The organism is Bradyrhizobium sp. Ken51, assembly GCF_055807435.1.
In genome coordinates this window covers 45,935-69,355 of sequence record NZ_JBVVPB010000007.1, presented here as the reverse complement: position 1 = coordinate 69,355, position 23,421 = coordinate 45,935, and the positions used below count along the sequence as shown (strand labels likewise).

General features: G+C 65.1%; 24 protein-coding genes. 12 read left to right on the top strand and 12 right to left on the bottom strand.

Annotated features, from left to right (window positions below; all coding sequences use genetic code 11):
• Positions 1 to 29: 29 nt before the first annotated feature.
• The 5 genes from AC0L27_RS14380 to rsmI all read right to left on the bottom strand — a co-directional run bounded on the left by AC0L27_RS14380 (position 30) and on the right by rsmI (position 5,019).
• A complete protein-coding gene (locus AC0L27_RS14380; protein ID WP_473319597.1) occupies positions 30 to 1,547 on the bottom strand; it encodes a type II and III secretion system protein family protein in 1,518 nt (505 codons plus the stop codon).
• 10 nt (positions 1,548 to 1,557) lie between these two features.
• A complete protein-coding gene (gene cpaB / locus AC0L27_RS14375; protein WP_354205573.1) occupies positions 1,558 to 2,361 on the bottom strand; it encodes a Flp pilus assembly protein CpaB in 804 nt (267 codons plus the stop codon).
• Positions 2,362 to 2,725: 364 nt separating this feature from the next.
• Positions 2,726 to 3,670, bottom strand: coding sequence for a glutathione synthase (gene gshB / locus AC0L27_RS14370; RefSeq protein ID WP_354205575.1), 945 nt, complete (start codon positions 3,668 to 3,670; stop codon positions 2,726 to 2,728).
• Positions 3,671 to 3,680: 10 nt separating this feature from the next.
• Positions 3,681 to 4,082 carry a YraN family protein gene (locus AC0L27_RS14365; protein WP_275168944.1) on the bottom strand — a complete coding sequence of 134 codons (402 nt, stop codon included), beginning with the start codon at positions 4,080 to 4,082 and terminating at the stop codon, positions 3,681 to 3,683.
• Positions 4,069 to 5,019 (bottom strand): 16S rRNA (cytidine(1402)-2'-O)-methyltransferase, encoded by a 951-nt coding sequence (gene rsmI / locus AC0L27_RS14360; protein ID WP_275168942.1) that lies wholly within the window; start codon positions 5,017 to 5,019, stop codon positions 4,069 to 4,071. The genes AC0L27_RS14365 and rsmI overlap by 14 nt, the downstream gene beginning before the upstream one ends.
• Positions 5,020 to 5,370: 351 nt before the next feature.
• Between rsmI and AC0L27_RS14355 the strand changes: the two genes are divergently transcribed.
• Positions 5,371 to 6,624: a penicillin-binding protein activator gene (locus tag AC0L27_RS14355; protein WP_354205578.1), complete on the top strand. Its 1,254-nt coding sequence runs from the start codon at positions 5,371 to 5,373 to the stop codon at positions 6,622 to 6,624.
• A 121-nt stretch (positions 6,625 to 6,745) separates the two neighbouring features.
• On the opposite strand, the gene hemW is transcribed toward AC0L27_RS14355, so the two are convergent.
• Genes hemW through rph form a run of 3 tightly spaced genes read right to left on the bottom strand, consistent with a single transcriptional unit; the run spans position 6,746 to position 9,247 of the window.
• Positions 6,746 to 7,900: a radical SAM family heme chaperone HemW gene (gene hemW, locus AC0L27_RS14350; RefSeq protein ID WP_275168938.1), complete on the bottom strand. Its 1,155-nt coding sequence runs from the start codon at positions 7,898 to 7,900 to the stop codon at positions 6,746 to 6,748.
• Positions 7,887 to 8,522, bottom strand: coding sequence for an RdgB/HAM1 family non-canonical purine NTP pyrophosphatase (gene rdgB / locus AC0L27_RS14345; RefSeq protein ID WP_473319487.1), 636 nt, complete (start codon positions 8,520 to 8,522; stop codon positions 7,887 to 7,889). The genes hemW and rdgB overlap by 14 nt, the downstream gene beginning before the upstream one ends.
• An 11-nt stretch (positions 8,523 to 8,533) precedes the next feature.
• On the bottom strand, positions 8,534 to 9,247 hold the full coding sequence (rph, locus tag AC0L27_RS14340) for a ribonuclease PH (RefSeq protein ID WP_027514789.1): 714 nt from the start codon (positions 9,245 to 9,247) through the stop codon (positions 8,534 to 8,536).
• Positions 9,248 to 9,428: 181 nt separating this feature from the next.
• Here rph and hrcA point away from each other — a divergent pair, with 181 nt between their 5' ends.
• On the top strand, positions 9,429 to 10,517 hold the full coding sequence (hrcA, locus tag AC0L27_RS14335; protein WP_007598483.1) for a heat-inducible transcriptional repressor HrcA: 1,089 nt from the start codon (positions 9,429 to 9,431) through the stop codon (positions 10,515 to 10,517).
• A gap of 96 nt (positions 10,518 to 10,613) precedes the next feature.
• Positions 10,614 to 11,228: a nucleotide exchange factor GrpE gene (gene grpE, locus AC0L27_RS14330; protein ID WP_275168934.1), complete on the top strand. Its 615-nt coding sequence runs from the start codon at positions 10,614 to 10,616 to the stop codon at positions 11,226 to 11,228.
• A gap of 76 nt (positions 11,229 to 11,304) precedes the next feature.
• On the opposite strand, the gene pncA is transcribed toward grpE, so the two are convergent.
• Together pncA and AC0L27_RS14320 are read right to left on the bottom strand one after the other, a co-directional pair.
• Positions 11,305 to 12,027: a bifunctional nicotinamidase/pyrazinamidase gene (gene pncA, locus AC0L27_RS14325; RefSeq protein WP_354064243.1), complete on the bottom strand. Its 723-nt coding sequence runs from the start codon at positions 12,025 to 12,027 to the stop codon at positions 11,305 to 11,307.
• A gap of 160 nt (positions 12,028 to 12,187) precedes the next feature.
• Complete coding sequence (locus AC0L27_RS14320; protein WP_354064245.1) at positions 12,188 to 13,129, bottom strand: hypothetical protein; 942 nt, start codon at positions 13,127 to 13,129, stop codon at positions 12,188 to 12,190.
• 395 nt (positions 13,130 to 13,524) lie between these two features.
• Between AC0L27_RS14320 and dnaK the strand changes: the two genes are divergently transcribed.
• The 8 genes from dnaK to AC0L27_RS14280 all read left to right on the top strand — a co-directional run bounded on the left by dnaK (position 13,525) and on the right by AC0L27_RS14280 (position 20,947).
• Positions 13,525 to 15,426 carry a molecular chaperone DnaK gene (gene dnaK, locus AC0L27_RS14315; RefSeq protein WP_007604023.1) on the top strand — a complete coding sequence of 634 codons (1,902 nt, stop codon included), beginning with the start codon at positions 13,525 to 13,527 and terminating at the stop codon, positions 15,424 to 15,426.
• Between the two features lie 260 nt (positions 15,427 to 15,686).
• On the top strand, positions 15,687 to 16,820 hold the full coding sequence (gene dnaJ / locus AC0L27_RS14310; RefSeq protein ID WP_275168930.1) for a molecular chaperone DnaJ: 1,134 nt from the start codon (positions 15,687 to 15,689) through the stop codon (positions 16,818 to 16,820).
• A gap of 88 nt (positions 16,821 to 16,908) precedes the next feature.
• The gene (locus tag AC0L27_RS14305) at positions 16,909 to 17,508 is read left to right on the top strand and encodes a class I SAM-dependent methyltransferase (RefSeq protein WP_007598495.1); all 600 of its coding nucleotides are present in this window, start codon (positions 16,909 to 16,911) and stop codon (positions 17,506 to 17,508) included.
• 57 nt (positions 17,509 to 17,565) lie between these two features.
• The gene (locus tag AC0L27_RS14300; RefSeq protein ID WP_354205585.1) at positions 17,566 to 18,144 is read left to right on the top strand and encodes an NADPH-dependent FMN reductase; all 579 of its coding nucleotides are present in this window, start codon (positions 17,566 to 17,568) and stop codon (positions 18,142 to 18,144) included.
• A 6-nt stretch (positions 18,145 to 18,150) separates the two neighbouring features.
• Positions 18,151 to 18,861 carry an orotidine-5'-phosphate decarboxylase gene (pyrF, locus tag AC0L27_RS14295; protein ID WP_473319485.1) on the top strand — a complete coding sequence of 237 codons (711 nt, stop codon included), beginning with the start codon at positions 18,151 to 18,153 and terminating at the stop codon, positions 18,859 to 18,861.
• A gap of 21 nt (positions 18,862 to 18,882) precedes the next feature.
• Positions 18,883 to 19,194, top strand: a complete 312-nt coding sequence (locus tag AC0L27_RS14290; RefSeq protein WP_354205589.1) for a DUF1330 domain-containing protein — start codon at positions 18,883 to 18,885, stop codon at positions 19,192 to 19,194.
• 294 nt (positions 19,195 to 19,488) lie between these two features.
• The gene (gene dapB, locus AC0L27_RS14285) at positions 19,489 to 20,304 is read left to right on the top strand and encodes a 4-hydroxy-tetrahydrodipicolinate reductase (protein ID WP_275168924.1); all 816 of its coding nucleotides are present in this window, start codon (positions 19,489 to 19,491) and stop codon (positions 20,302 to 20,304) included.
• A 19-nt stretch (positions 20,305 to 20,323) separates the two neighbouring features.
• Positions 20,324 to 20,947 (top strand): 2,3-bisphosphoglycerate-dependent phosphoglycerate mutase, encoded by a 624-nt coding sequence (locus AC0L27_RS14280; protein ID WP_354205592.1) that lies wholly within the window; start codon positions 20,324 to 20,326, stop codon positions 20,945 to 20,947.
• A 184-nt stretch (positions 20,948 to 21,131) separates the two neighbouring features.
• Here AC0L27_RS14280 and AC0L27_RS14275 read toward each other — a convergent pair whose 3' ends face one another.
• Positions 21,132 to 22,028, bottom strand: a complete 897-nt coding sequence (locus AC0L27_RS14275) for a bifunctional helix-turn-helix domain-containing protein/methylated-DNA--[protein]-cysteine S-methyltransferase (protein ID WP_354064251.1) — start codon at positions 22,026 to 22,028, stop codon at positions 21,132 to 21,134.
• Between the two features lie 56 nt (positions 22,029 to 22,084).
• Entirely contained in the window at positions 22,085 to 22,618 is a 534-nt protein-coding gene (locus AC0L27_RS14270; RefSeq protein WP_354205594.1) for a DUF2244 domain-containing protein, read from the bottom strand.
• A 22-nt stretch (positions 22,619 to 22,640) separates the two neighbouring features.
• Here AC0L27_RS14270 and nth point away from each other — a divergent pair, with 22 nt between their 5' ends.
• Positions 22,641 to 23,393 carry an endonuclease III gene (gene nth, locus AC0L27_RS14265; RefSeq protein WP_354205596.1) on the top strand — a complete coding sequence of 251 codons (753 nt, stop codon included), beginning with the start codon at positions 22,641 to 22,643 and terminating at the stop codon, positions 23,391 to 23,393.
• Positions 23,394 to 23,421: the final 28 nt, after the last annotated feature.

Below are 23,421 nucleotides of genomic sequence, written 5' to 3'. Positions count from 1 at the left end.
GCCCCGTTCCCCAAGCCGTCCGTTCGTCATCAGTCGATGATGAAGCCGAAATCACCCGGCGTGCCCGGGATCGGATCGACGCGGCGAGCGATGCCATAGAGGCGGTTCATGCGGCCGAGCAGCGCTGTCTGTGCGTCAGACGCCGGCGCGAAGCCGTCGTCGGGCCGGGACAGTTCCTTCTGAGCCACCGCGCGCACCACATAGGGGGTCACGATCACCATCAGCTCGGTCTCGTTGTTGACGAAGTCCTGGCTGCGGAACAGCGCGCCGATGATCGGCACCTGGTCGACGCCGGGCAGGCCGTTGATCGCCTGTTTGGTCTGCTGCTGGATCAGGCCGGCCATCGCCATCGAACCGCCCGAGGGAATTTCCAGCGTTGTTTCGGCGCGGCGGGTCTGGATCGAGGGGATGGTGATCGAGTTGGTCGAGGTCGAGGACAGCGCCTGGGTAACCGTGATGGCGCTCTGGTTCGACAGCTCGGACACCTCGGTCATCACCCGCAGGCTGATCCGGCCCTCGCTCAGCACGACCGGGGTAAAGTTCAGGGAGATGCCGAACTTCTTGTAGGTGATCTGGGTGGTGCAAACGTGGGTGACGGGATCGCAGGCGTAGCCCGACGGAATGGGGAATTCGCCGCCGGCGATGAAGGTGGCGGATTCGCCGGAGATCGCGGTCAGGCTCGGCTCGGCGAGCGTGCGCATGACACCGGCACTTTCCATCGCGCGCATCGTGGCGCTGACGGTCGCGAACCCCTTGGTGAGGCCGGCGACACCTAATCCGTTGTTGCTGACGATCGGTCCGCCGCTGACCGAGAACGGGTTGGAATTGTTGAAGTTCACCACCGCGGTGCCGGCGTTCAGGCTGGCGCTGAGATCGACGCCCAACTGCTTGACGATATCGCGGCGCACTTCGCCGACCACGACCTTGAGCATCACCTGGTCGCGGCCGCGCACGACGATGTTGTTGACCACCTTGTCGGAGCCGCCGACCAGTTTCGCGGCGACGTCGCCGGCCTGCTGGGCCTCGACCGGGCTCGACACCGAGCCGGTCAGCATCACGCTGTCGCCGACGCCTTCGATCTGCACGCCCGGCAGCGCCTGACGCAGTGCCGTGCGCATGCCGTTGAGATCGCGCTTCACCGCGATGTCGTAGGCGGCCACCTGCTGGCCGTCGGCGGCGAAGAACACGACGTTGGTCTGGCCGACCTGTCCGCCGATGATATAGGCGCGTTGGGCCGAGCGGATCACGGCATTGGCGATCTTGGGATCGGCGACCAGCACGTCCTTGACGTCGCGCGGCAGATCGATGACGGCGGACTTGCCGACGCCGAGCGACAGGAAGCGCGTCTTCGCCGGCACGATCGTCCCGACCGGCGACAGATCGAGATCCGTTGCCTGCATCGGTGCCTGGTCGCCGACCGGTGCATCTGCGGCGCTGGCGACATCGGGGGCTGCGAGGAGCCCCAGGATCAGCATCGTCCCCGTCCAGAACGAGCGTGCGCGATTCCCCCGAATGCGCATGCTCGTCCGATCATCCCCAAAGTTCATCATATCCCCATCACTTCTGTGACGTCAGTTGCCGCGCCTGTACGCCGTAGCGGATCACGTTGACCCCGCCGGACCGCTTGCTCGCCTGGTCCTCGGGCGCGCTGTCGATCGAGTTGGCATCGACGATGCTGCGCAGCGCGAGTGTCAGCGTGCCGCCCTGGCGCGCTGCCGATAGCGTGGCGACCTGGTCGGGTTTGAGCTCTAGCGTGACGGTCCTGCCGACGACGGCGTTCTGGCCGTCTTTTTCCTTCGGCGCCTGGTCGATCGCGAGCACGCGAATATTGGTCAGGATCGCTTCGGACAGGATGAGGTCGTTACCGCCGGCCCCGTCAGGATTCTTCAGGCGGCGGGTCAGCATGATGTCGACGCGGTCATTCGGCAGGATGAAGCCGCCGGCGGCAGTCTCGGCTGAAATCTCGGTGGAGACGGCGCGCATGCCCGACGGCAGGATCGCGGCCATGAAGCCGGAGCCGTCGGCCTTGACCAGCTTCTGCTCGCGGATCGGCTCGCCCTGCATCAACGGCACGCGTGCGATCGAGCCTGCGATCTGGGTCTGCGCCTCGGGCCTGTTGTCGCGGCGGATGAAGGCGCTGCTCGCGGTCGCCGCCGGCCAGACCTGCCATTGCAGGTCCTCGGGCTTCACGGCTTGGCCGAGCTGGATGTCGTTCTTGGCGACCAGGACCTCGACCGTCGGCAGCTTCTCGGCGACGGGGAGAACGGGCGCGGGCTTGTTGTCATAGCCGCTCGCCAGATACGCAGCGACGCCGCCGGCGCCCAGTGCGATGACGAGAACGACAATGCGTGCGGTGTTCATACGCTTCTACTCTTACGCGGGGCACTCGAACCGCACCTGGCGGGTTCCCCGTGTCGATGAGTAGGCAGTAAAAGTATAAGCGGTGTTGCGAGGCCGAACGTGATCGACGGCCGCGCTGTGGTCTTTCGGCAGATGGTGAACGTCGCGTTAGCCGGTCGGCCACTGGCCCCGTAGTTTCACGCAGTGCTGCCGCTGCGTTCGAATGATGCGCGCCGCGTCATGGTGAATGGGTCGTTAGTGATGGGTGAGGTGATGCCGCGCATGCATTACGTAGCCCGGATGGAGCGAAGCGCAATCCGGGGCCGCTGAAGATGGTGTGGCATCCCGGATTTCGCTGCGCTCCATCCGGGCTACGGGCCAATGCCTACTTCGTCCGCTTCCGCTCGATCACGTCCCAGAGCTTTGCGGCAACGTCCGGTCCGCCGAGCCGCGCGATGGCGCGGATGCCGGTCGGCGAGGTTACGTTGATCTCGGTCAGATTGCCGTTGATGACGTCGATGCCGACGAACAACAGCCCGCGCTCGCGCAACGCCGGACCGACGGTGGCGCAGATCTCGCGCTCGCGCGGCGTGAGCTCGGTCTCCTGCGCGGCGCCGCCGCGCACCATGTTGGAGCGGAGGTCGTCGGCGGCCGGGACGCGATTCACCGCGCCGGCGAACTCGCCGTTGATCAGGATGATGCGCTTGTCGCCGTGCTTCACCTCGGGAATGAACTGCTGGATCACCCAGGCTTCCTTGAACGTCACCGAGAACATGTCGAACAGCGAGCCGAAATTCATGTCCTGCGGCATCACGCGGAACACCGCCGCGCCGCCATGGCCGTGCAAGGGCTTCATCACGACGGCGCCATGCTTGTCGCGGAAAGCGTTGATCTCGTCGAGGTCGCGCGAGATCAGCGTCGGCGGCATCAGCTGCGGAAAGTTCATCACGAACAGCTTTTCCGGCGCGTTGCGCACGGAGGCGGGATCGTTGACGACGAGTGTCTTCGGATGGATGCGTTCGAGAAGGTGCGTCGAGGTGATATAGGCGAGATCGAACGGCGGATCCTGGCGCAGCAGCACCACGTCGAAGCCGTTGAGCGCCTCGCGCCTGGGTTCGCCCAGGGTGAAATGGTTGCCCGGCTCGTCACGCACGGTGAGCAGCTGAACGGGAGCGACGATCTCCTCGCCGACCATCGAGAGCTTGTCGGGCGTGTAATAGGACAGGCCATGGCCGCGCTTCTGCGCCTCCAGGAGCAGCGCAAAGGTGGAATCGCCCTTGATGTTGATGCGGGCGATGGGGTCCATCTGGACGGCGACGTTCAGTTTCATGGTCTGCCTTTCAGGTCGAGGCGTCGAATGCCGCCAACACATGGCGTGGAAGTGACCGCGGCGCAATCAGCATGGCATCGAATCGCATTTCAAATTCCGCATGCTCGGGATGCGCGACGAGCCAGCCTTGGGCGGCATCGATGATGCGCTGCTGCTGGCGCGGTGTCACCGCGAAGGCGGCGTCGTACAGCGTCGCGCGCGCCTTGACCTCGACGAAGGCGATCAAATTGCGGCGGCGCGCCACGATGTCGATCTCGCCATGCGGCGTGCGGAAGCGCTTGGCGAGGATACGGTAGCCCTTGGCCATGAGATAGGCCGCGGCGCGGCTTTCCGCAGAGACGCCGGTGCGAAACGCGGCGACGCGCTCGGGCGAGGCGATTTTCGGTTCCGCCGGGACGTTAGTCTTCGCCATCGCCGCCCCGCAGATCTTTGGCAAGCTCGAGCGCGCGGGCATAGACCTCGCGGCGCGGCCGGCCCGAGAGCGCGGCCGCATGCGCCACCGCATCCTTGACGCTGTTGGCGGCGAGCTGCTCGCGCAGAACGTCGTCGAGCGCATCCGATGTCAGCATCTCGGCATCCGCCGCAGGCGGAGCGATCACCAGCACGAATTCGCCGCGCGTCTCCAGCGTGTCGGCATCGCGCGCGAGCTCACGCAGCGTCGCGCGCGAAATCTGCTCGTGCAGTTTCGTCAGCTCGCGGCAGATCGCGGCTTCGCGGGTCCCCATGATCTCGGCCAGCTCGGCGAGCGTGTCCTGTACGCGGTTGCCGGAATCGAACATCACCAGTGTCGCATCGATGCGCGCCAGCTCGGTCAGGCGCGACCGCCGCGCGGCCGATTTCGCCGGCAGAAAGCCCTCGAAGAAAAAGCGGTCGGTCGGCAGCGCTGCGACCGACAGCGCCGCCAGCACCGAGGACGGGCCGGGCAGCGCGTAGACGGCGTGGCCGGCGGCGCAGACCTCGCGCACCAGCTTGTAGCCGGGGTCCGAGATCAGCGGCGTGCCGGCGTCCGACACCAGCGCGATCGAGCCGCCCTGCGAAAGCCGCTCCAGGATCTTTGGGCGGGCCGCTTCCGCGTTGTGCTCGTGATATTGCTTGAGCTGCGCGGAGATGTCGTAGCGCTCGGTCAGGCGCCGCGTGATCCGGGTGTCCTCGCAGGCGATGATATCGACCCCGGCGAGGGTCTGCAGCGCCCGCAGCGTGATGTCACCGAGATTGCCGATGGGGGTCGCGACCAGGTGCAGGCCCGGCGCGGCCTTCGGCGCAGCAAGCCGATGGGCGTCGATGGAGAAACCGCGCGAGGCGGGCTCCATCGTCTCAGGTGTATTTATCGGGGACGGCTTTGCGCGCATAATCAGACGAACTTAGGCATGATCCCCGGGGCTGGGAACCGGTCCCCGGAAAAAGATCGTGCCTGGGCAAGGGCGAGGCAAGGGGCGAGGAAGGACTGGAATGTGATCCATTCGGCATCACATTCCCAAGGGAATGAAGCGTCAGCGCCATATTCGCGGCGGAAACGCCGCCTTGATGCTGGGTGACGGACGGCGGACAGCTAGCCAGAACTTGAGAGGAAGCCGCGTTAAGCGGGCATTATCCTTTTGTTTGAGTTAACTATTTGCCGACAATATGCCTGAATCCATGGCTGGTGTCGTGGAAAGAATATCGTGAGCGGCTGGCGACGGTCGGTCAGAAGAGAAACTGTCATGACGGGCCCACGTGATCCCAGATCTTCCTTTTCGGAGGAGTCTCCCGTTCAGGGGCCCCTGATATCGGGGGCAACCCGGCGAAGCGCGCTGGGCCTGTTGCTCGGTACGCCGCTGCTGTCGGCCTGCGCCGGCGTGCAGCAGAGCCTGAGCCAGTTCTCCAATCCGTTCAGCAGTTCCTCCCCGCCTCCGGCCCAGCCGGCCGGCCCGCCGCAACAGGCGACCACCGCCGGCACCGGCGGGGTGAAGGTTGCCGTGATCCTGCCGCTCTCGGCATCCGGCAATGCCGGCCTTGCCGCGCAGTCGATGCGCAACGCCGCCGAGATGGCGCTGGCCGAGTTCCAGAATCCCAACATCCAGCTCCTGATCAAGGACGACAATGGCAGCCCGCAGGGCGCGCAGGCGAGTGCGCAGCAGGCGGTCGACGAGGGCGCCGAGATCATCCTGGGGCCGCTGTTCGCGCAGTCGGTGCCCGCGGTGGCGCAGATCGCGCGCACGCGCGGCATCTCGGTGATGGCGTTCTCGACCGATTCCAGCATCGCCGGCCGCGGTGTCTATCTGCTGAGCTTCCTGCCGGAGTCCGACGTCAACCGCATCGTCGAATATTCCGCCAGCATCGGAAAGCGCTCCGTCGCCGTGCTCGTGCCTGACAATGCCTATGGCAATGTGGTCGAGGCCGCGGTGAAGGCGGCGGTGCCGCGCCGCGGCGGGCGCATCGTCGCGTTCGAGAAATACGGCGCCGATCGCGCCACGCCGGCCCGGACCGTGGCGCAGCAGCTCGGCAGCGCCGATGCGCTGTTCATCGCCGATGATGGCGACGCCGTCGTCTCGGTCGCCGATGCGATGAGCTCGGCGGGTGCTAATCTGCGCAATATCCAGCTGCTCGGCACCGGCCTGTGGGACAGTCCACGCGTCTATGCCAGCTCAAGCTTGCAGGGCGGCCTTTACGCCGCGCCAGACCCGGCCGGCTTCCGCGCCTTCTCCGGCCGCTATCGCACCAAATACGGCGCCGAGCCCGTGCGCACCGCAACGCTCGCCTATGACGCCGTCGCACTGGTCGCCGCGCTGGCGCGTACGCAGGGCACGACGCGCTTTTCGTCGGACGTGCTCACCAATCCCTCCGGCTTTGCCGGCATCGACGGCCTGTTCCGCTTCCGCGCCGACGGGACGAACGAGCGGGGCTTGGCGGTGATGAAGGTCACGACGGGCGGCGGCGTTGCGGTGGCGGGCTCGCCGAAAAGTTTTGGAGCGTAGCTCAAGACGACGGTGCCGTAGGGTGGGCAAAGGCGCGCTTTGCGCGCCGTGCCCACCATCTTTCTGCACATGTGGTAAAAATGGTGGGCACGCTTCGCTTTGCCCACCCTACGACAGCTCGCTACGCCGCGAGATCCGCGACCACTGCGTCCAGCACCGGAAAACCGCTGCTGGTCACGCGCAGCCGACCCGTTGCATCCACCGTGATCGCGCCTTCTTCGCGCAGCAGCGTGATGCGCTTGGGATCGAGCGAGCGGCCTGACAGTGCGCGGTAGCGCTCGGGGTCGATGCCCTCGGCGAGGCGAAGTCCCATCAGCAAAAATTCGTCGGCGCGCTCTTCGCTGTTGAGGAGGTCGTCGGTGACGTTGCCATGGCCGTTGGTCTCGACCCGCATCAGCCAGGCTTCGGGACGCTTCTCGGTGGCGGTTGCGTGCCTGATACCATCGATATCGAGCCGGCCATGGGCGCCGGGGCCGATGCCGGCATATTCCTCGCCGCGCCAGTAGACCAGATTGTGCCGGCACTCGGCGCCGCGCCGCGCGTGATTTGAAATCTCGTACGCGGGCAGGCCGAGCTTGTCGCAGGTCTCCTGCGTGACGTCGTAGAGCGCGCGTGCGACCGCTTCATCCGGCGTCTTCAGCTTGCCGGCTTGATGCAGGCCGAAGAACGGCGTGCCTTCTTCGATCGTCAATTGATAGAGCGACAGATGCTCGGCCGCCTCGTCGATCGCGAGACGCAATTCATCGGCCCACATCGCCGGCGTCTGGTCGGGACGGGCGTAGATCAGGTCGAACGAATAACGATCGAACGAGCGGCGCGCGATGGCAACCGCGTCGAGGGCCTCGCGTGCGCTGTGCATGCGGCCGAGCGCCTTCAGCGAGGCATCGTCGAGCGCCTGCACGCCGAGCGAGACGCGATTGACGCCGGCGGCGCGATAGCCGGCGAAGCGCGTAGCCTCGACGCTGGTCGGGTTTGCCTCCAGCGTGACTTCGACGTCTTTCGCCACGGTCCAGTGCTTGCCGATGGCGTCGAGCACAGCGCCGACGGTTGCAGGCTGCATGAGCGAGGGCGTGCCGCCGCCGAGAAAGATCGAGGTGACTTCGCGGCCGGGCGAACGTTGCGCGGTCGTTTCGATCTCACGTGCGAATGCTGACGCAAAACGCGCCTCGTCGATCGCGGCGTGGCGAACGTGGCTGTTGAAGTCGCAATAGGGGCACTTCGACAGGCAGAACGGCCAGTGCACGTAGACGCCGAAGGCTTCCTTAGCGCGGCTCAAGGCAGATCTCCGCCAGTTTCACGAAGGCGCGGGCACGGTGCGACAGGCCGAGACCGAGCGGCGGCAGGCCGTGCTTCTCGATGCTCTCCATCTCGCCGAAAGTGCGGCTGTGGCCGTCGGGCAAAAACATCGGGTCGTAGCCGAAGCCGGCGGTGCCGCGCGGCGGCCACACCAGCGTGCCGTCGACGCGCGCCTCGACCTCTGCGAGATGATCGTCGGGCCATGCAACGCAGAGCGCGGAAACGAAATGCGCCTTGCGTTTGGCGGGCGTGATCGCGCCGCGCTCCTGCAACAGCCGCTCGATCCGTGCCATCGCCGCGGCAAAATCCTTGTTCGGCCCGGCCCAGCGCGCCGAGTAGATGCCGGGCGCGCCGTCGAGCGCGTCGACCACGATGCCGGAATCATCGGCGAAAGACGGCAGCTTCGTCGCCTGCGCTGCCGCGATGGCCTTGATCGCGGCATTGCTGCGGAAATCGTTCCCGGTCTCTTCCGGCTCGGGAAGGCCTAATTCGCCGGCTGACACCGCGTCGATGCCGTAAGGCGCGAGCAGCTCCTTTATCTCGGCGAGCTTGCCGGGATTATGGGTCGCGATGACGAGCTTTCCGGTGATTCGGCGATGCATCGGCCTATTGACTACGCTACCGCCAGTTTCTGCAAGTCCACGAGACGCGCGACGCCCTTGCGCGCCAGCGCCATCAGCGCCAGGAACTCGGCTTCCGTGAACGGCTCGCGTTCCGCGGTGCCCTGGACTTCGATGATGCGGCCATCGCCCGTCATGACGAAATTGGCGTCGGTATCGGCTTCGGAGTCCTCGGCATAGTCGAGGTCGAGCACGGGCGTGCCCTTGTAGATGCCGCAGGAGATCGCGGCGACGTTGTCGCGCAACACATTGGCTTTGACCATGTTGCGCGCCTTCATCCAGGTGATGCAATCGGCGAGGGCGACCCAGGCGCCGGTGATCGAGGCCGTGCGGGTGCCGCCGTCGGCCTGCAGCACGTCGCAATCGACCGTGATCTGGCGCTCACCGAGCGCTTCGAGATTGATGATGGTGCGAAGCGAGCGGCCGATCAGGCGCTGAATTTCGACGGTGCGGCCGCTCTGCTTTCCGGCGGAGGCCTCGCGGCGGGTGCGTTCCGAGGTCGCGCGCGGCAGCATGCCGTATTCGGCGGTAACCCAGCCACGGCCTTGGCCCTTCAGCCATGGCGGCAGGCGGTCTTCCAGCGTGGCGGTGACCAGCACGTGGGTGTCGCCGAATTTCACCAGGCACGAGCCTTCCGCATATTTGACCACGCCGCGCTCCAGCGTTACGGGGCGCAATTCGTCGGGCGCACGGCGGCTTGGCCGCATGGGAAATCCTCCAAAACTCTCGGAAAAGGGCTGTTGGCGGTGCTTGTAGGTGGGGTGAGGGTGGGCGGCAAGGGGGAAGATCGAGGCCTTGTCCACCCCCGATTTTCAATCCGCGAACGCCACGCTTGTCAGAAGCCCCAGGGATAGACAAATTACCTGTATCTGAGAGGAGTTACCGTCTGTGGCCCATCACGATCCGATCCATCTGATCGCGCCGCGCGCGGGCCTCGCCCAGCTCAACGAGCGTTCCCGCGACATCTTTCGTCAAATCGTCGAAAGCTATCTCGCGACCGGAGAGCCGGTGGGCTCGCGCAATATTTCGCGCCTGATCGCCATGCCGCTGTCGCCCGCTTCGGTTCGTAACGTCATGGCCGACCTGGAACAGCTCGGCCTGATCTACGCCCCGCACACCTCCGCCGGCCGGTTGCCGACGGAACTCGGCCTGCGCTTCTTCGTCGATGCCCTGATGCAGGTCGGCGACCTCAATGATAGTGAACGGCAGGCGATCCAGAGCCAGTTGACCTCCGTCGGCCACGCGCAATCGGTGGAGGCTGCGCTCGAGGAGGCATTGACGCGGCTCTCCGGCCTGACCCGCGCAGCCGCCGTCGTGCTGACGCCGAAATCCAATGCGCGGCTGAAACATATCGAATTCGTCCGCTTGGAACCGGAAAAGGCATTGGTGATCCTGGTCGGCGAGGACGGGCAGGTCGAAAACCGCGTGCTGACGCTCCCGCCGGGGGTTCCATCCTCGGCGCTGACTGAAGCCGGCAACTTCCTCAATGCACGTATCCGTGGCCGGACCCTGGCCGAGGCCCGGCTGGAGCTCGAGACCGCGCTCGGAGAGGCGCGGACCGAGCTCGATCAGCTGACGCACAAGGTGATCTCGGCCGGTATCGCCAGCTGGTCGGGCGGCGAAAACGAGGATCGCCAGCTGATCGTTCGCGGCCACGCCAATCTGCTCGAAGATTTGCATGCGCTGGAGGATCTCGAGCGCGTTCGCCTGCTGTTCGACGATCTCGAGACCAAGCGTGGCGTGATCGACCTGCTCGGCCGGGCCGAAACCGCGGAAGGCGTGCGAATCTTCATCGGCAGTGAGAACAAGCTGTTCTCGCTGTCGGGCTCGTCCACCATCATCTCGCCCTATCGGGATGCCGCCGGCCATATCGTCGGCGTTTTGGGCGTGATCGGGCCGACACGGCTGAATTATGCCCGCGTGATCCCGACCGTGGACTACGCTGCCCGCATCGTCAGCCGGCTCCTGGGGGGCTGACCGGCGTCTCTCCCGATCACGGGCGCTTGATTTTCGGCGCCCGAAGCACGATATCCGGGCCAGAAACCCCCTGAGACGAATGCGAAAAGAGAGCCGATGACCGATCGAGACCGGCAACCCGAAGACACGAGTGCTGCGGCCGGCGAGCCCGTGGTGTCAAAACCCTACATCATGCCCGACGATCCCGAGCCCGGCTCGGTCGAGCTCCTGCAGAAGGAAGCCGCCGAGGCGCGCGATCGCATGCTGCGGACGCTGGCCGAGATGGAGAATTTGCGCAAGCGCACCGCCAAGGAGGTCGCAGACTCCAAGCTCTACGGCGTCACGGGCTTTGCCCGCGACGTGCTCGACATCGCCGACAACCTCCAGCGCGCGCTCGATGCCGTTCCGGCCGAAGCCCGTGCGGCGGCCGATGCAGGCTTGGCTTCGCTGATCGAAGGCGTCGAGCTGACCGAGCGCTCGCTGCTCAGCGCGCTGGAAAAACACGGCGTGAAGAAATTCGACCCCTTGGGCCAGAAGTTCGACCCCAACTTCCAGCAGGCGATGTTCGAGGTGCCCGATGCGTCGGTGCCCGCAGGCACCGTCGTGCAGGTCATGCAGGCCGGCTACACCATCGGCGAGCGCGTGCTGCGTCCCGCCTTGGTGGGTGTCGCCAAGGGCGGCGCCAAGGCCGCGCCCGCCAACAGCAACGAGCCGAACGGCGCGGCCAACTGATCGATCCTCATGGTGAGGAGGCGCGCGCGAAGGGTGCGCTCCTCAGGATGAGGGTCTGGCAGTTCGGTCGCGCCTCTTACGCGCTCGCCGCGATATCCGCGGACTGAATCCGCTTCACGCCGGCCTTGGCCATATCGGCCCAGGCTTTTGCGAGCGAGCCCTGATTGTCGATGCCGCGGCAGGCGTCTTCCACCACATAGACCTCGAAGCCCGCCTTGCGCGCGTCGAGCGCGGTCCAGGCGACGCAGAAATCCGTCGCCAGCCCCGCGACGAAGACGCGCTTGATCTTTCGCCCCTTCAGATAGCCGGCGAGACCCGTCGAGGTCTTGCCGTCGGCTTCGAGGAAGGCCGAATAGCTGTCGACGTCCTTGTGAAAACCCTTGCGGATGATGAGCTCGGCGTGCGGGATCGCAAGGTCCTTCGACAGCGCGGCGCCGTCGGTGCCCTGCACGCAATGGTCTGGCCACAGCACCTGCTTGCCGTAGGGAAGATCGACGGTCTCGAACGGCTTCTTGCCGGCGTGGACTGACGCAAAGGAAATATGGCCCTGCGTGTGCCAGTCCTGCGTCATCACCACGTTCGAAAATGCTTTCGAGATCTTGTTGATGACGGGGACCACCTGCTCGCCTTCCTTCACGGCAAGGCTGCCGCCGGGAAGGAAGCAGTTCTGTACGTCGATCACGAGCAGCGCGGATGCATCGTCCGGCTTGATCGATGCAGCTGCCAGAATTGCGGTTGGCGCGAGGGCCACGAGAGCGCTCGTCCCGAGCGCCGCCAAGACTTGTCGCCGATCCAGCATCATTCGCCTCCCTCCAGGATGAACTCAACGGAAGGGGAGCCTAGTTCCGTTCGTATACGAACAGAAGCCCGAAAATGCAGCCGGCTTTGGTGAGTCGTTGGGCTGCTGACCGGATATCATCGTCGTCCCGGCGTAGGCCGGGACGACGGTTAGTGTCGGGTCAGCCCTTCGGCTGGATGCCGTCGCGGACCGCGCGGAAGCGGGTGAAGGCGGCCGGCCACTGCTCGCGCGGGGCGCTGGCGATGATGCGCAGCGAGGCGCCGCCGCTGCTGAAGCGGATCCACTGCACCACGGTCACCGGCGTCTTGTCCTTGCCGCTGACGCCGTCGATCCGGGTCTCGAAACCCTGCTGGCCGCTGATGCGGATCGGCTCGGACATGGTGACGCGCGACTCCCGCACGCCGGGAATCTGGAGCGCCGCCTCCTGGGCGAAGCGGGCGCGGTCGTCGGCCTGCTGCGGGGTGGCGCCGATCACGCCGAGGATCATGAATGGCTTCGATTCATAGCCGGTACTCTCGTCGCCGTCGGCCAGGATGATGCTCGAGCCCGGCGCCAGCGTGCGAACGTCCTTGAAGTCGGCGAGATCGGTGATCTTGAACGGCATCAGCGCGATCTGCTCTTCGGCCGAGACCTGCTTGCGGGTGACGACGCTCGCGAACATCTGCCGCACCGCCTCGTCGGTGTAGATCTTGATCGCATTCTCCGGGATCTGCACCGCGACATAGCCGGAGAAGCCGGCGCCCGGCACGATCATCGAATAGCGCCGCACCGGCGTCTCGCCGGCCTTGCCGCTCTCAGTGGTGAAATAGGCAAGACCGGCGGGCGTCTCGATCTTGTCCTGCTTGACGCCGTTGGCTCCGGCCGGATTGGAGTTGAAGGCGCTCACGACTTCGCCATAGGCCGCCGGCGGCAGCTCTGTGATCAGCACCTTGACGCTGCCGTCCTCGCTCTCGAAGCCGGGAAAGGTCTTGGCCGTGTTAAGACCGACCAATGGCACCATGCCGAGGCGCAAGCCAGGCGGGAAAACGGCGTCGGCAGCCAGAGCCGGAAGCGCAGAGGCGACGAGGAGGGCGAGCGCAGCGAGGGGGCGGATCAGCTTCATGGGCACTCTGATTGGTTCACATTGAGGCCGTTCGATGGTGGCCGGCCGGTCGCTTTGTCGCGCGAGGCAGCCCGATGACGAGCCCAACCGGCTGCCCGCCTTTTAGCGGGTTTGGACTTGCCGCAACAGGGCGGGGCGGAATGCGACAGCGGAGGCCGGTCGATCGCGGCACCTGTTAATAATTCCTCACCCGCAAGGGCGGTGCAGCCCGGATATGTTCTTCCAAAACCCAATGTTTTCACGGCCGAAACTTGCGTTCGGTCCTTGCGGGCACCTCCCCCCCTCCTATATGACCCCCAACCATCGCAATATCGCGAATGTTTGATCTTAGGGGGTTTCGGTTCGGGTGCCTTCTGGGCCCAGCCAGCCTGCCGCAAAAACAAGGATATAGGACCATGGGAAAGGTCATCGGGATCGACCTCGGCACCACGAATTCGTGCGTCGCCGTAATGGATGGCAAGAACGCCAAAGTCATCGAGAATTCCGAAGGCATGCGCACGACGCCTTCGATCGTCGCCGTGACGGACGACGGTGAGCGCCTCGTCGGCCAGCCGGCCAAGCGCCAGGCCGTCACCAATCCCGAGCGCACGTTCTTCGCAGTGAAGCGCCTGATCGGCCGCCGCTACGACGACCCGATGGTCGAGAAGGACAAGAAGCTCGTTCCGTACAAGATCGTGAAGGCTTCCAACGGCGACGCCTGGGTCGAGGCCGACGGCCAGACCTACTCGCCCTCGCAGGTCTCGGCGTTCATCTTGCAGAAGATGAAGGAGACCGCGGAAGCCCATCTCGGCCAGAAGGTCGACCAGGCCGTCATCACCGTGCCCGCCTACTTCAACGACGCCCAGCGCCAGGCGACCAAGGACGCCGGCAAGATCGCGGGCCTTGAAGTGCTGCGCATCATCAACGAGCCGACCGCGGCCGCGCTCGCCTATGGCCTCGACAAGACCAAGGCCGGCACGATCGCCGTGTACGATCTCGGCGGCGGCACGTTCGATATCTCGATTCTCGAAATCGGCGACGGCGTGTTCGAGGTGAAGTCGACCAACGGCGACACCTTCCTCGGCGGCGAAGACTTCGACATGCGCCTAGTCGGCTATCTCGCCGACGAATTCCAGAAGGAGCAGGGCATCAACCTGCGCAACGACAAGCTCGCGTTGCAGCGCCTGAAGGAAGCCGCCGAAAAGGCCAAGATCGAGCTGTCGTCGACGACGCAGACCGAGATCAACCTGCCCTTCATCACCGCGGACCAGACCGGCCCGAAGCATCTGACGATGAAGCTCACCCGCGCCAAGTTCGAGGCGCTGGTCGATGACCTCGTTCAGAAGACCGTCGAGCCCTGCCGCAAGGCGCTGAAGGATGCCGGCCTCACCGCCGCCGAGATCGGCGAAGTGGTGCTGGTTGGTGGCATGTCGCGCATGCCGAAGGTCCAGGAAGTCGTGAAGCAGCTGTTCGGCAAGGAGCCGCACAAGGGCGTCAACCCCGACGAAGTCGTGGCGATCGGCGCCGCGATCCAGGCCGGCGTGCTTCAGGGCGACGTCAAGGACGTGCTGCTGCTCGACGTGACCCCGCTGTCGCTGGGCATCGAGACGCTAGGTGGCGTGTTCACCCGCATCATCGACCGCAACACCACGATCCCGACCAAGAAGAGCCAGGTGTTCTCGACCGCCGAGGACAGCCAGAACGCGGTCACCATCCGCGTCTTCCAGGGCGAGCGTGAAATGGCGGCCGACAACAAGATGCTCGGCCAGTTCGACCTGATGGGCATTCCGCCGGCTCCGCGCGGCATGCCGCAGATCGAGGTGACCTTCGACATCGACGCCAACGGCATCGTCAACGTCTCGGCCAAGGACAAGGCCACGTCCAAGGAGCAGCAGATCCGCATCCAGGCCTCCGGCGGTCTCTCGGAAGCCGACATCGAGAAGATGGTCAAGGACGCCGAGGCCAATGCCGAGGCGGACAAGAAGCGCCGCGAGGCCGTGACTGCCAAGAACGACGCGGACGGACTGGTGCATTCGACCGAGAAGGCACTGGCCGAGCACGGTTCGAAGGTCGCCGAGACCGAGCGCCGCGCCATCGAGGATGCCGTCAGCGACCTCAAGGAAGCGCTGAAGGGCGACGATGCCGAAGCGATCAAGGCCAAGACCCAAACGCTGGCCCAGGCCTCGATGAAGCTCGGCGAGGCCATGTACAAGCAGCAGGCCGAGGCCGACGCCAAGAAGGATGCGGCCAAGGACGACGTCGTCGACGCGGAATTTACCGAAGTCGACGACGACAAGAACAACAAGAAGTCCGCCTGAACCCTGCGAGGGTGATGATGCGGACGGCTTGGACCCCACACGCGCCAACGGCCTCCTCCCTCGCGGGGGAGGCCATCGTGTCGGGCTCGACGAGCCAAGGCACTGATAAAATCGGCGCCGTTACGATCGATCAATTCCCAGCCGTTATTCTGAACACTGCCGTGCAATCCTCTGCCGCGAGGCGGAAGGGTGCTTATATCGCTGCATGGCGACGTTGCTTCGCTCCGACTTGAATCGCGATCGGATAGACCGAGCTCATCATGTCCACGTCCACCAAGCGCTGCTACTACGAAACCCTCGAAGTCGAACGCGATGCCGACGATTCCGTCCTGAAATCGTCGTTCCGCAAGCTGGCGATGAAGTTTCACCCCGACCGCAATCCCGGGGACGACACTAGCGAAGTCAAGTTCAAGGAAATCAACGAGGCCTACGAGGTCCTGAAAGACAGGGACAAGCGCGCGGCCTATGACCGTTACGGCCATGCCGCCTTCGAGCAGGGCGGTGGTGGCGGCGCTGGTTTCGGCGCGGGCTTCGCCTCCTCCTTTTCCGACATTTTCGAAGATTTGTTCGGCATGGCTGGACAGCGCGGCGGCCGTGGCGGCCGAGAGCGCGGCGCCGACCTGCGCTACAACATGGAAATCACGCTCGAGGAAGCTTTTGGCGGCAAGACCGCGCAGATCGAGATCCCGGTCTCGGTCACGTGCGAAGCCTGTTCGGGCATCGGGGCCAAGGCCGGCACCAAGCCGAAGACCTGCTCGACCTGCGGCGGCGCCGGACGCGTACGGCAGTCGCAGGGCTTCTTCACGCTGGAGCGCACATGCCCGGGCTGCCAAGGGCGCGGCCAGATGATCGAGGACGCTTGCCCGTCCTGCTCGGGTCAGGGGCGCGTCACCCGGGAACGGACGCTGTCGGTCAACATTCCCCCGGGCGTCGAGGACGGCACCAGGATCAGGCTCGCTGGCGAGGGCGAGGCCGGGGTCCGCGGCGGCCCGCCCGGCGACCTCTACATCTTCCTGTCGCTGGCCCAGCACCAGTTCTTCCAGCGCGACGGCGCCGATCTGCATTGTCGTGTGCCGATCTCGATGGTGACGGCGGCGCTTGGCGGCGAATTCGAGGTGCCGACCATCGAGAAGGGCAAGACCAAGGTGAAGGTCCCAGCAGGGACCCAGTCCAGCCGCCGATTCCGCATCGCATCAAAAGGCATGCCGGTGCTGCGCTCGCGCCAGATGGGCGACATGTACGTTCAGGTCGTGGTCGAGACCCCGCAGAACCTCACCAAGAAGCAGCAGGAATTGCTGGCCGAGTTCGACAAGCTCTCCTCCGGCAACACCCAGCCGGAATCCGAGGGTTTCTTCACCAAGGTCAAGGATTTCTTCGGTAATCGCGCGAGTTGACGCGTCTTGACCGTGCCGCCTTCGGCCTATACGTCTTTATGACCATTTTCTGACACGCCGCGGTCACGCGGTCCCGGCCGGTCCCGACATGCCATTGCCATCGTCCGCGCGTGCGTTGAAGAAGCCCCGTCTCGATGACGAGGTGCGTTTTCTCCGGTCATGGATCGAAAAGCCCCTCCACATGGGCGCGGTGATGCCGTCGGGCAAACTGCTGGCCCGGACCATGGCCCATTACGTCGACGTCAATTCGGACGCACCAGTGGTCGAGCTCGGGCCCGGCACCGGCGCCATCACCTCCGCTCTGGTCGAGCGCGGCGTCGACCAGAAGCGTCTCGTCCTCGTCGAATACAATCCAGGCTTCTGCGCCCTGCTGCGCGACCGCTATCCGCAGGCCAAGGTGGTGCAGGGCGATGCCTATCGCCTGCGCGACACGCTGTGGAACGTGCTGAGCGCGCCGGCCTCCGCGGTCGTCTCGGGCCTGCCGCTGGTCACAAAACCGATGCTGACGCGGCTGCGGCTCATCCGCGACGCCTTCACGGCCCTGGCGCCCGGTGCGCCCTTCGTCCAGTTCACCTATGCGGTGGTGCCGCCGATTCCGAAATCGCTGCCCGGCGTGTCCACAGAGGCCTCGGAACGGATCTGGATGAACCTTCCGCCGGCCCGCGTCTGGGTGTATCGCAAGGACTAATTCCGCCGGCATTCCTGTTTGCGTGGCGGGCTCGTTTCGCCGAACGCATGGAAGCGGATGTCCGCACCGAAGATCCTGATCATTCCCGGCTCTCTGCGCACCGGCTCGCACAATGCGAAGCTGGCAGCGGTCGCCGCCTATGCATTCGACCAGGCCGGTGTCGACGTCACACGCATCTCGCTCGCCGATTTTCCGCTGCCGATCTATGACGGCGACCTGCAGGCCAAGTCCGGTGTGCCCAAACACGCGATCAATCTCAAGCGCATGATCGGCGCGCATCATGGCGTGCTGATCGTCTCGCCCGAATACAATGCCTCGGTGCCGCCGCTGCTGAAGAACGCGATCGACTGGGTCAGTCGCGTGCATGAGCTGCACGAGCCGCGCGGCGAGGTGTTCCGCAACCGCGTCTTCGCGCTCGCCGGCGCCTCGCAGAGCCGGCTCGGCGCGGCTCGCGCGCTGCAGGCGCTGCGGCTGATCCTGACCTCCTGCCACGCCAATGTGATTGCCAGCCAGCTGACGCTCGCCTTTGCCGACCAGGCCTATGACGATATGGACAGGCTGAGGCACGAGGGCGATATCGCCGCGTTGCAGGAACTGGTGCGGCAGTTGATCGACGTTTCCCAACGCATGATGTGAGGTGACATGACGCCAGCCGAGATTGCCCCGAAAGACCGCCTGATCGTCGCGCTCGATCTGCCCGGCGTTGATGCCGCGGAAGCGATGGTCAACCGGCTCGGCGACAGCGTCACCTTCTACAAGATCGGCTATCGGCTCGCTTATGCCGGCGGCTTGCCGCTGGTCGGCAAGCTCGCCGACAAGGGCAAGAAGGTCTTTCTCGATCTCAAGCTGCACGACATCGGCAACACCGTGGCGCAGGGCGTCGACAGCATCACCAGGCTCGGCGCAACCTTCCTCACCGTGCACGCTTATCCGCAGACCATGAAGGGTGCCGTCGAAGGTCGCGGCAGCTCGAAGCTGAAGATTCTCGCCGTCACTGTTCTGACGTCCTACAACGAGGACGATCTGCACGCGGCGGGCTTCCGGCTCGGCGTCTCCGAGCTCGTCGAAGCGCGCGCGCACCAGGCGCAGGTGCTCGGCATCGACGGGCTGGTATCGTCGCCCGAGGAAGTCGGAGCCTTGCGCAAGATCGTCGGCCACCAGATGAGCCTCGTCACTCCCGGCATCCGGCCGGCGGGCGCGGCGAGCGGCGACCAGAAACGCATCATGACGCCGGGCCGCGCGATTGCGGCCGGCGCGGACCATCTCGTCGTCGGGCGGCCGGTGGTGGAAGCCACGGACCCCAAGGCGATTGCGGAGGCTATTCAGGCTGAGATTGCGCAAGCGCTCGGCTAATCAACAACAGGGAGAAGAACAATGGCAAAAGGCTACTGGATCGGACGCGTCGACGTGAGCAGTGACGAGGGCTACAAGCCCTATGCCGTCGCCAATGGTCCGATCTTCAAGAAATGGGCTGGCCGCTTCGTCGTCCGCGCCGGCAAGTTCACCACTGTCGAAGGCAGTAGCCGCACCCGTAACGTCGTGATCGAATTCCCGGACTACGAGACCGCGATCGCCTGCTACAACTCGCCGGAATACCAGGCCAACATCAAGGTGCGCCAGCCGCACTCCATCGCCGACCTCATCATTATCGAGGGCTATGACGGCCCGCAGCCGTCAGACGGCTGAGGCCCCATCGAAGCTGGGCCGCCGTCTTGCTCTCCGCTTCCGAGCGGCGGCAAACATATGAGCAACAGGTCGTCATGCCCGGGCTTGTCCCGGGCATCCACGTTCTTCGTGCCGTGTGGTGAGGCGTGGATGGCCGGGACAAGCCCGGGCATGACGCCGTGGAGCCCTTCGCACCTGAACTCTCGCGTGCGATAGCCCCCCTCCGGGGGCCGTAAGAGCTTGCCCGTCAGCCTAATCCCCCTCGGTTGCCGGAACTGCGTCCCCCCGCTACAACGACCGTGAGAGGATCGCACCATGTCCGACATGCGCTTGATTGTTGCTGGAGCCGGCGGCCGGATGGGCCGGGCGCTGACACGGGCGATTGCCGAGAGCAAAGGCGCGGTGCTGGCCGGCGCGCTGGAGGCGCCGGGCTCGGAGCTGCTCGGCAAGGATGCCGGCGTGCTCGCAGGCCTGCCGGCCAACGGCATCAAACTTTCCGGCGATCTCTGGGCGTTATCAAAGGACGCCGACGGCATTCTGGATTTCACCGTGCCCGCGGCGACCCTCGCCAATGTCGCGATCGCCGCCGAGCGCGGCCTCGTGCACGTGGTCGGAACGACGGGGCTGTCAGGCTCCGACAACGCGGTGATCAAGAGCGTCACCAACCGCGCGGTGGTGGTGCAGTCCGGCAATATGAGCCTCGGTGTCAATCTGCTCGCCGCCGTGGTCAAGCGCGTCGCCAAGGCGCTCGACGAGAGCTTCGACATCGAGATCGTCGAAACCCATCATCGCATGAAGATCGACGCGCCCTCGGGCACGGCGCTGATGCTGGGTCAGGCGGCGGCCAGCGGCCGCGGCATCGCGCTCGACGAGCATGCAGATCGCGGCCGCGACGGCATCACCGGCGCGCGCAAGCCCGGCGACATCGGCTTTGCGTCGTTGCGCGGCGGCACCGCGGCCGGCGATCACAGCGTGAGCTTCCTCGGCCCGTTCGAGCGCCTGACGCTGTCGCATCACGCGGAGGATCGCATGCTGTTCGCCCACGGCGCGCTGAAGGCCGCGCTCTGGGCGCATGGCAAGAAGCCGGGGCACTACTCCATGGCCGACGTGCTCGGCCTGTCTGACATCTGAACGAAACGGAAAGCAGTCAATGAGCGAACGTCTTCTCGTGCTGGTGCGGCACGGCCAGAGCGAATGGAATCTGAAGAACCTGTTCACGGGCTGGAAGGATCCTGACCTTACCGAGCTCGGCGTCAAGGAAGCCTCGGAAGCTGGCCGCAAGCTGAAGGCGCAGGGTCTCGTGTTCGACGTCGCCTACACCTCGGTGCTGACGCGCGCACAGCACACGCTCGATCTCATTCTCGGCGAGCTCGACCAGAAGGCCCTGCCGACGACGAAGAACCTCGCGCTGAACGAGCGCGACTATGGCGATCTCTCCGGCCTCAACAAGGACGACGCCCGCAAGAAATGGGGCGAGGACCAGGTGCTGATCTGGCGACGCTCCTACGACGTGCCGCCGCCCGGTGGCGAAAGTCTGAAAGACACGCTGGCGCGCGCACTGCCGTATTACGTTCAGGAGATCCTGCCCGGCGTGCTCAACGGCAAGCGCACCTTGGTTGCCGCTCACGGCAATTCGCTGCGCGCGCTGATCATGGTGCTGGAAAAGCTCTCGCCCGAAGGCATCTTGAAGCGCGAGCTCGCGACGGGTGTGCCGATCATCTATCGCCTCAATGCGGATTCGACGGTGGCCTCGAAGCTGGACCTGGCGGGTTAAAGACGTTCGCGCGCGACGGAGCCGGCTAAATACTCAGCCGTCATCCTGGCGAAAGCCAGGACCCATAACAACTGTCGTTGGTTTTGCGATGACTGGTGGTTGGCAGTCGGCGCCAAAACATCTCCCTGGGGTAATGGGTCCTGGCTTTCGCCAGGACGACCACGTTGAGGCAATTGCAAATGATCTACTGCATCCCCAGCTGCCCGGCCTCCCAGCCCAGCATCGCTTGCTTGCGGGTGATGCCCCAGTGGTAGCCGGTGAGCGTGCCGCTCTTGCCGAGCGCGCGGTGGCAGGGCACGACAAAGGAGACCGGGTTCTTGCCGACGGCAGCGCCGACGGCGCGTGAGGCTTTCGGGCTGTTGATGTTGCAGGCGATGTCAGAATAGGACACCGCACGGCCCATCGGGATCTTCAGCAGCGTCTCCCACACCCGGACCTCGAAATCGGTGCCGATCATCACCACGCGCAGCGGCTGATCCGGCCGCCACAGTTTTGTGTCGAAGATGCGCTGCGCCAATGGCGCGGTACCTTCGTGATCCTCGACGTAGGTTGCGTTCCGCCATCGCCGCGTCATGTCGGCAAATGCCACCTGTTCCTCACCGGGATCGGCGAAAGCGAGGCCCGACAGTCCGCGATCGGTCGCGATCACGATCGCGGTGCCGAACGGCGAGTGATGGAAGCCGTAGCGCAAGATGAGCCCCGCGCCGCCGTTCTTCCATTCGCCCGGCGACATCGCCTCATGGGTGACGAAGAGATCGTGCAGCCGGCCCGGACCCGACAGACCGGAGTCGAGCGCCGCGTCGAGGATGCTCGCGGAGTCCCGCAGCAGGCCCTTGGCGTGATCGAGGGTGAGCGCCTGCATGAAAGCCTTCGGTGTGATCGAGGCCCAGCGGCGGAACAGATGGTGGAGCTCATCCGGCGTGACGCCGGCCGCATCCGCCATCGCCTCGATGGTCGGCTGTGCGCGCCAGTTTTCCGAAATGAAGGCGATCGCCCGGCGCACGGAATCATAGTCGCGCAACGCGGCGTTCTGGGAGCCCGGCCCGGCCAGGCGCTGGTCATGTATCGCGAGTGTCATCATGACCACAAATGTAGGAGAGGGCAGGGTACGAAACCACCCGATTTCCGATCCGCAAATCAGGTGACCGGATTGTAGGTCGGCCCGCGCCTGGCGGCATTTAATGCCTCAACCAAGCCTTTGTAGAAACTTGCCTTTTCGTCCGGTCCCAGGAAGCGGGCGATCTGGATCTGGTGACCTCGCGAAATCAGATAGAGATGCTCGATGCCAAAATCCTCGTCGATTTCCGTGTCGAGCCGGACCCAGAGCGGATTGAAGGTCCATTCGACGACCTGGCCGTGCTGGCTGACGCGCCGCACGCGCAATTCAGACGGCGTGACCACGATCTCCTCGCTGGCCCGCGCCGCGCGGAAATTGGCCTTGAAGGCCCACCAGATCACCAGCACATCGAGGCCGAAGAAGCCGAACACCGGCCACGCGCCCATCATCAGGAAGACGAGGCCGGTGACGAAGCTGACGATGCTGAGGAACAGCATCACGGCGAGGAAGCCGGTGCGGTTCAGCGAGCGGTGCGGCGTCAGCCGCGCGGAAAAGATCTGAGGCTCGGCCTCGCTCCCAGATTGTTCGCGCGCAATTTCGTTGCCTGTGCTCATCGTCCCTCAGTATATCCCGATCATGGCGAAAATCACCCGCAAGCCGGCCCCGCGCAAAACGTCCGTGCCGAAGAAAAAGGCAAAGCCGGTCGCGGCAAAACCGAAGGCGGCCGCGAAGAAATCGCTCAAAGCTATGAAGCCCTGGACGCCGCCCGAGGTCCACGAGGCCTTCAGCCGTTTCCGCAAGGCCAACCCCGAGCCGAAAGGGGAGCTCGAGCACGTCAATCCGTTCACGCTGCTGGTTGCCGTGGTGCTGTCGGCACAGGCGACTGACGCCGGCGTCAACAAGGCGACGCGCGCGCTGTTTGCGATCGCCGACACACCGCAGAAGATGCTGGACCTCGGCGAGGAACGCCTGCGCGAGTACATCAAGACCATCGGCCTCTACCGCACCAAGGCGAAAAACGTGATCGCACTGTCGGCGAAGCTGCTCAGCGAGTTCGGCGGCGAGGTGCCGCGCACGCGCGCCGGGATCGAGTCGTTGCCCGGCGCCGGGCGCAAGACCGCCAATGTCGTGCTCAACATGGCCTTCGGCGAGCACACCATGGCTGTCGACACGCATGTCTTCCGCGTCGGCAACCGGACCGGACTTGCGCCCGGCAAGACGCCGCTGGAGGTCGAGCTCGGTCTCGAAAAGGTGATCCCGGCCGAGTTCATGCTGCATGCCCATCATTGGCTGATCCTGCATGGCCGCTATACTTGCATCGCGCGCAAGCCGCGTTGCGAGGTATGCCTGATCAACGATCTCTGCCGGTGGCCGGAGAAGACGGTCTGAGACTGGTGTTCGGAAAGTGTTTTTGGAG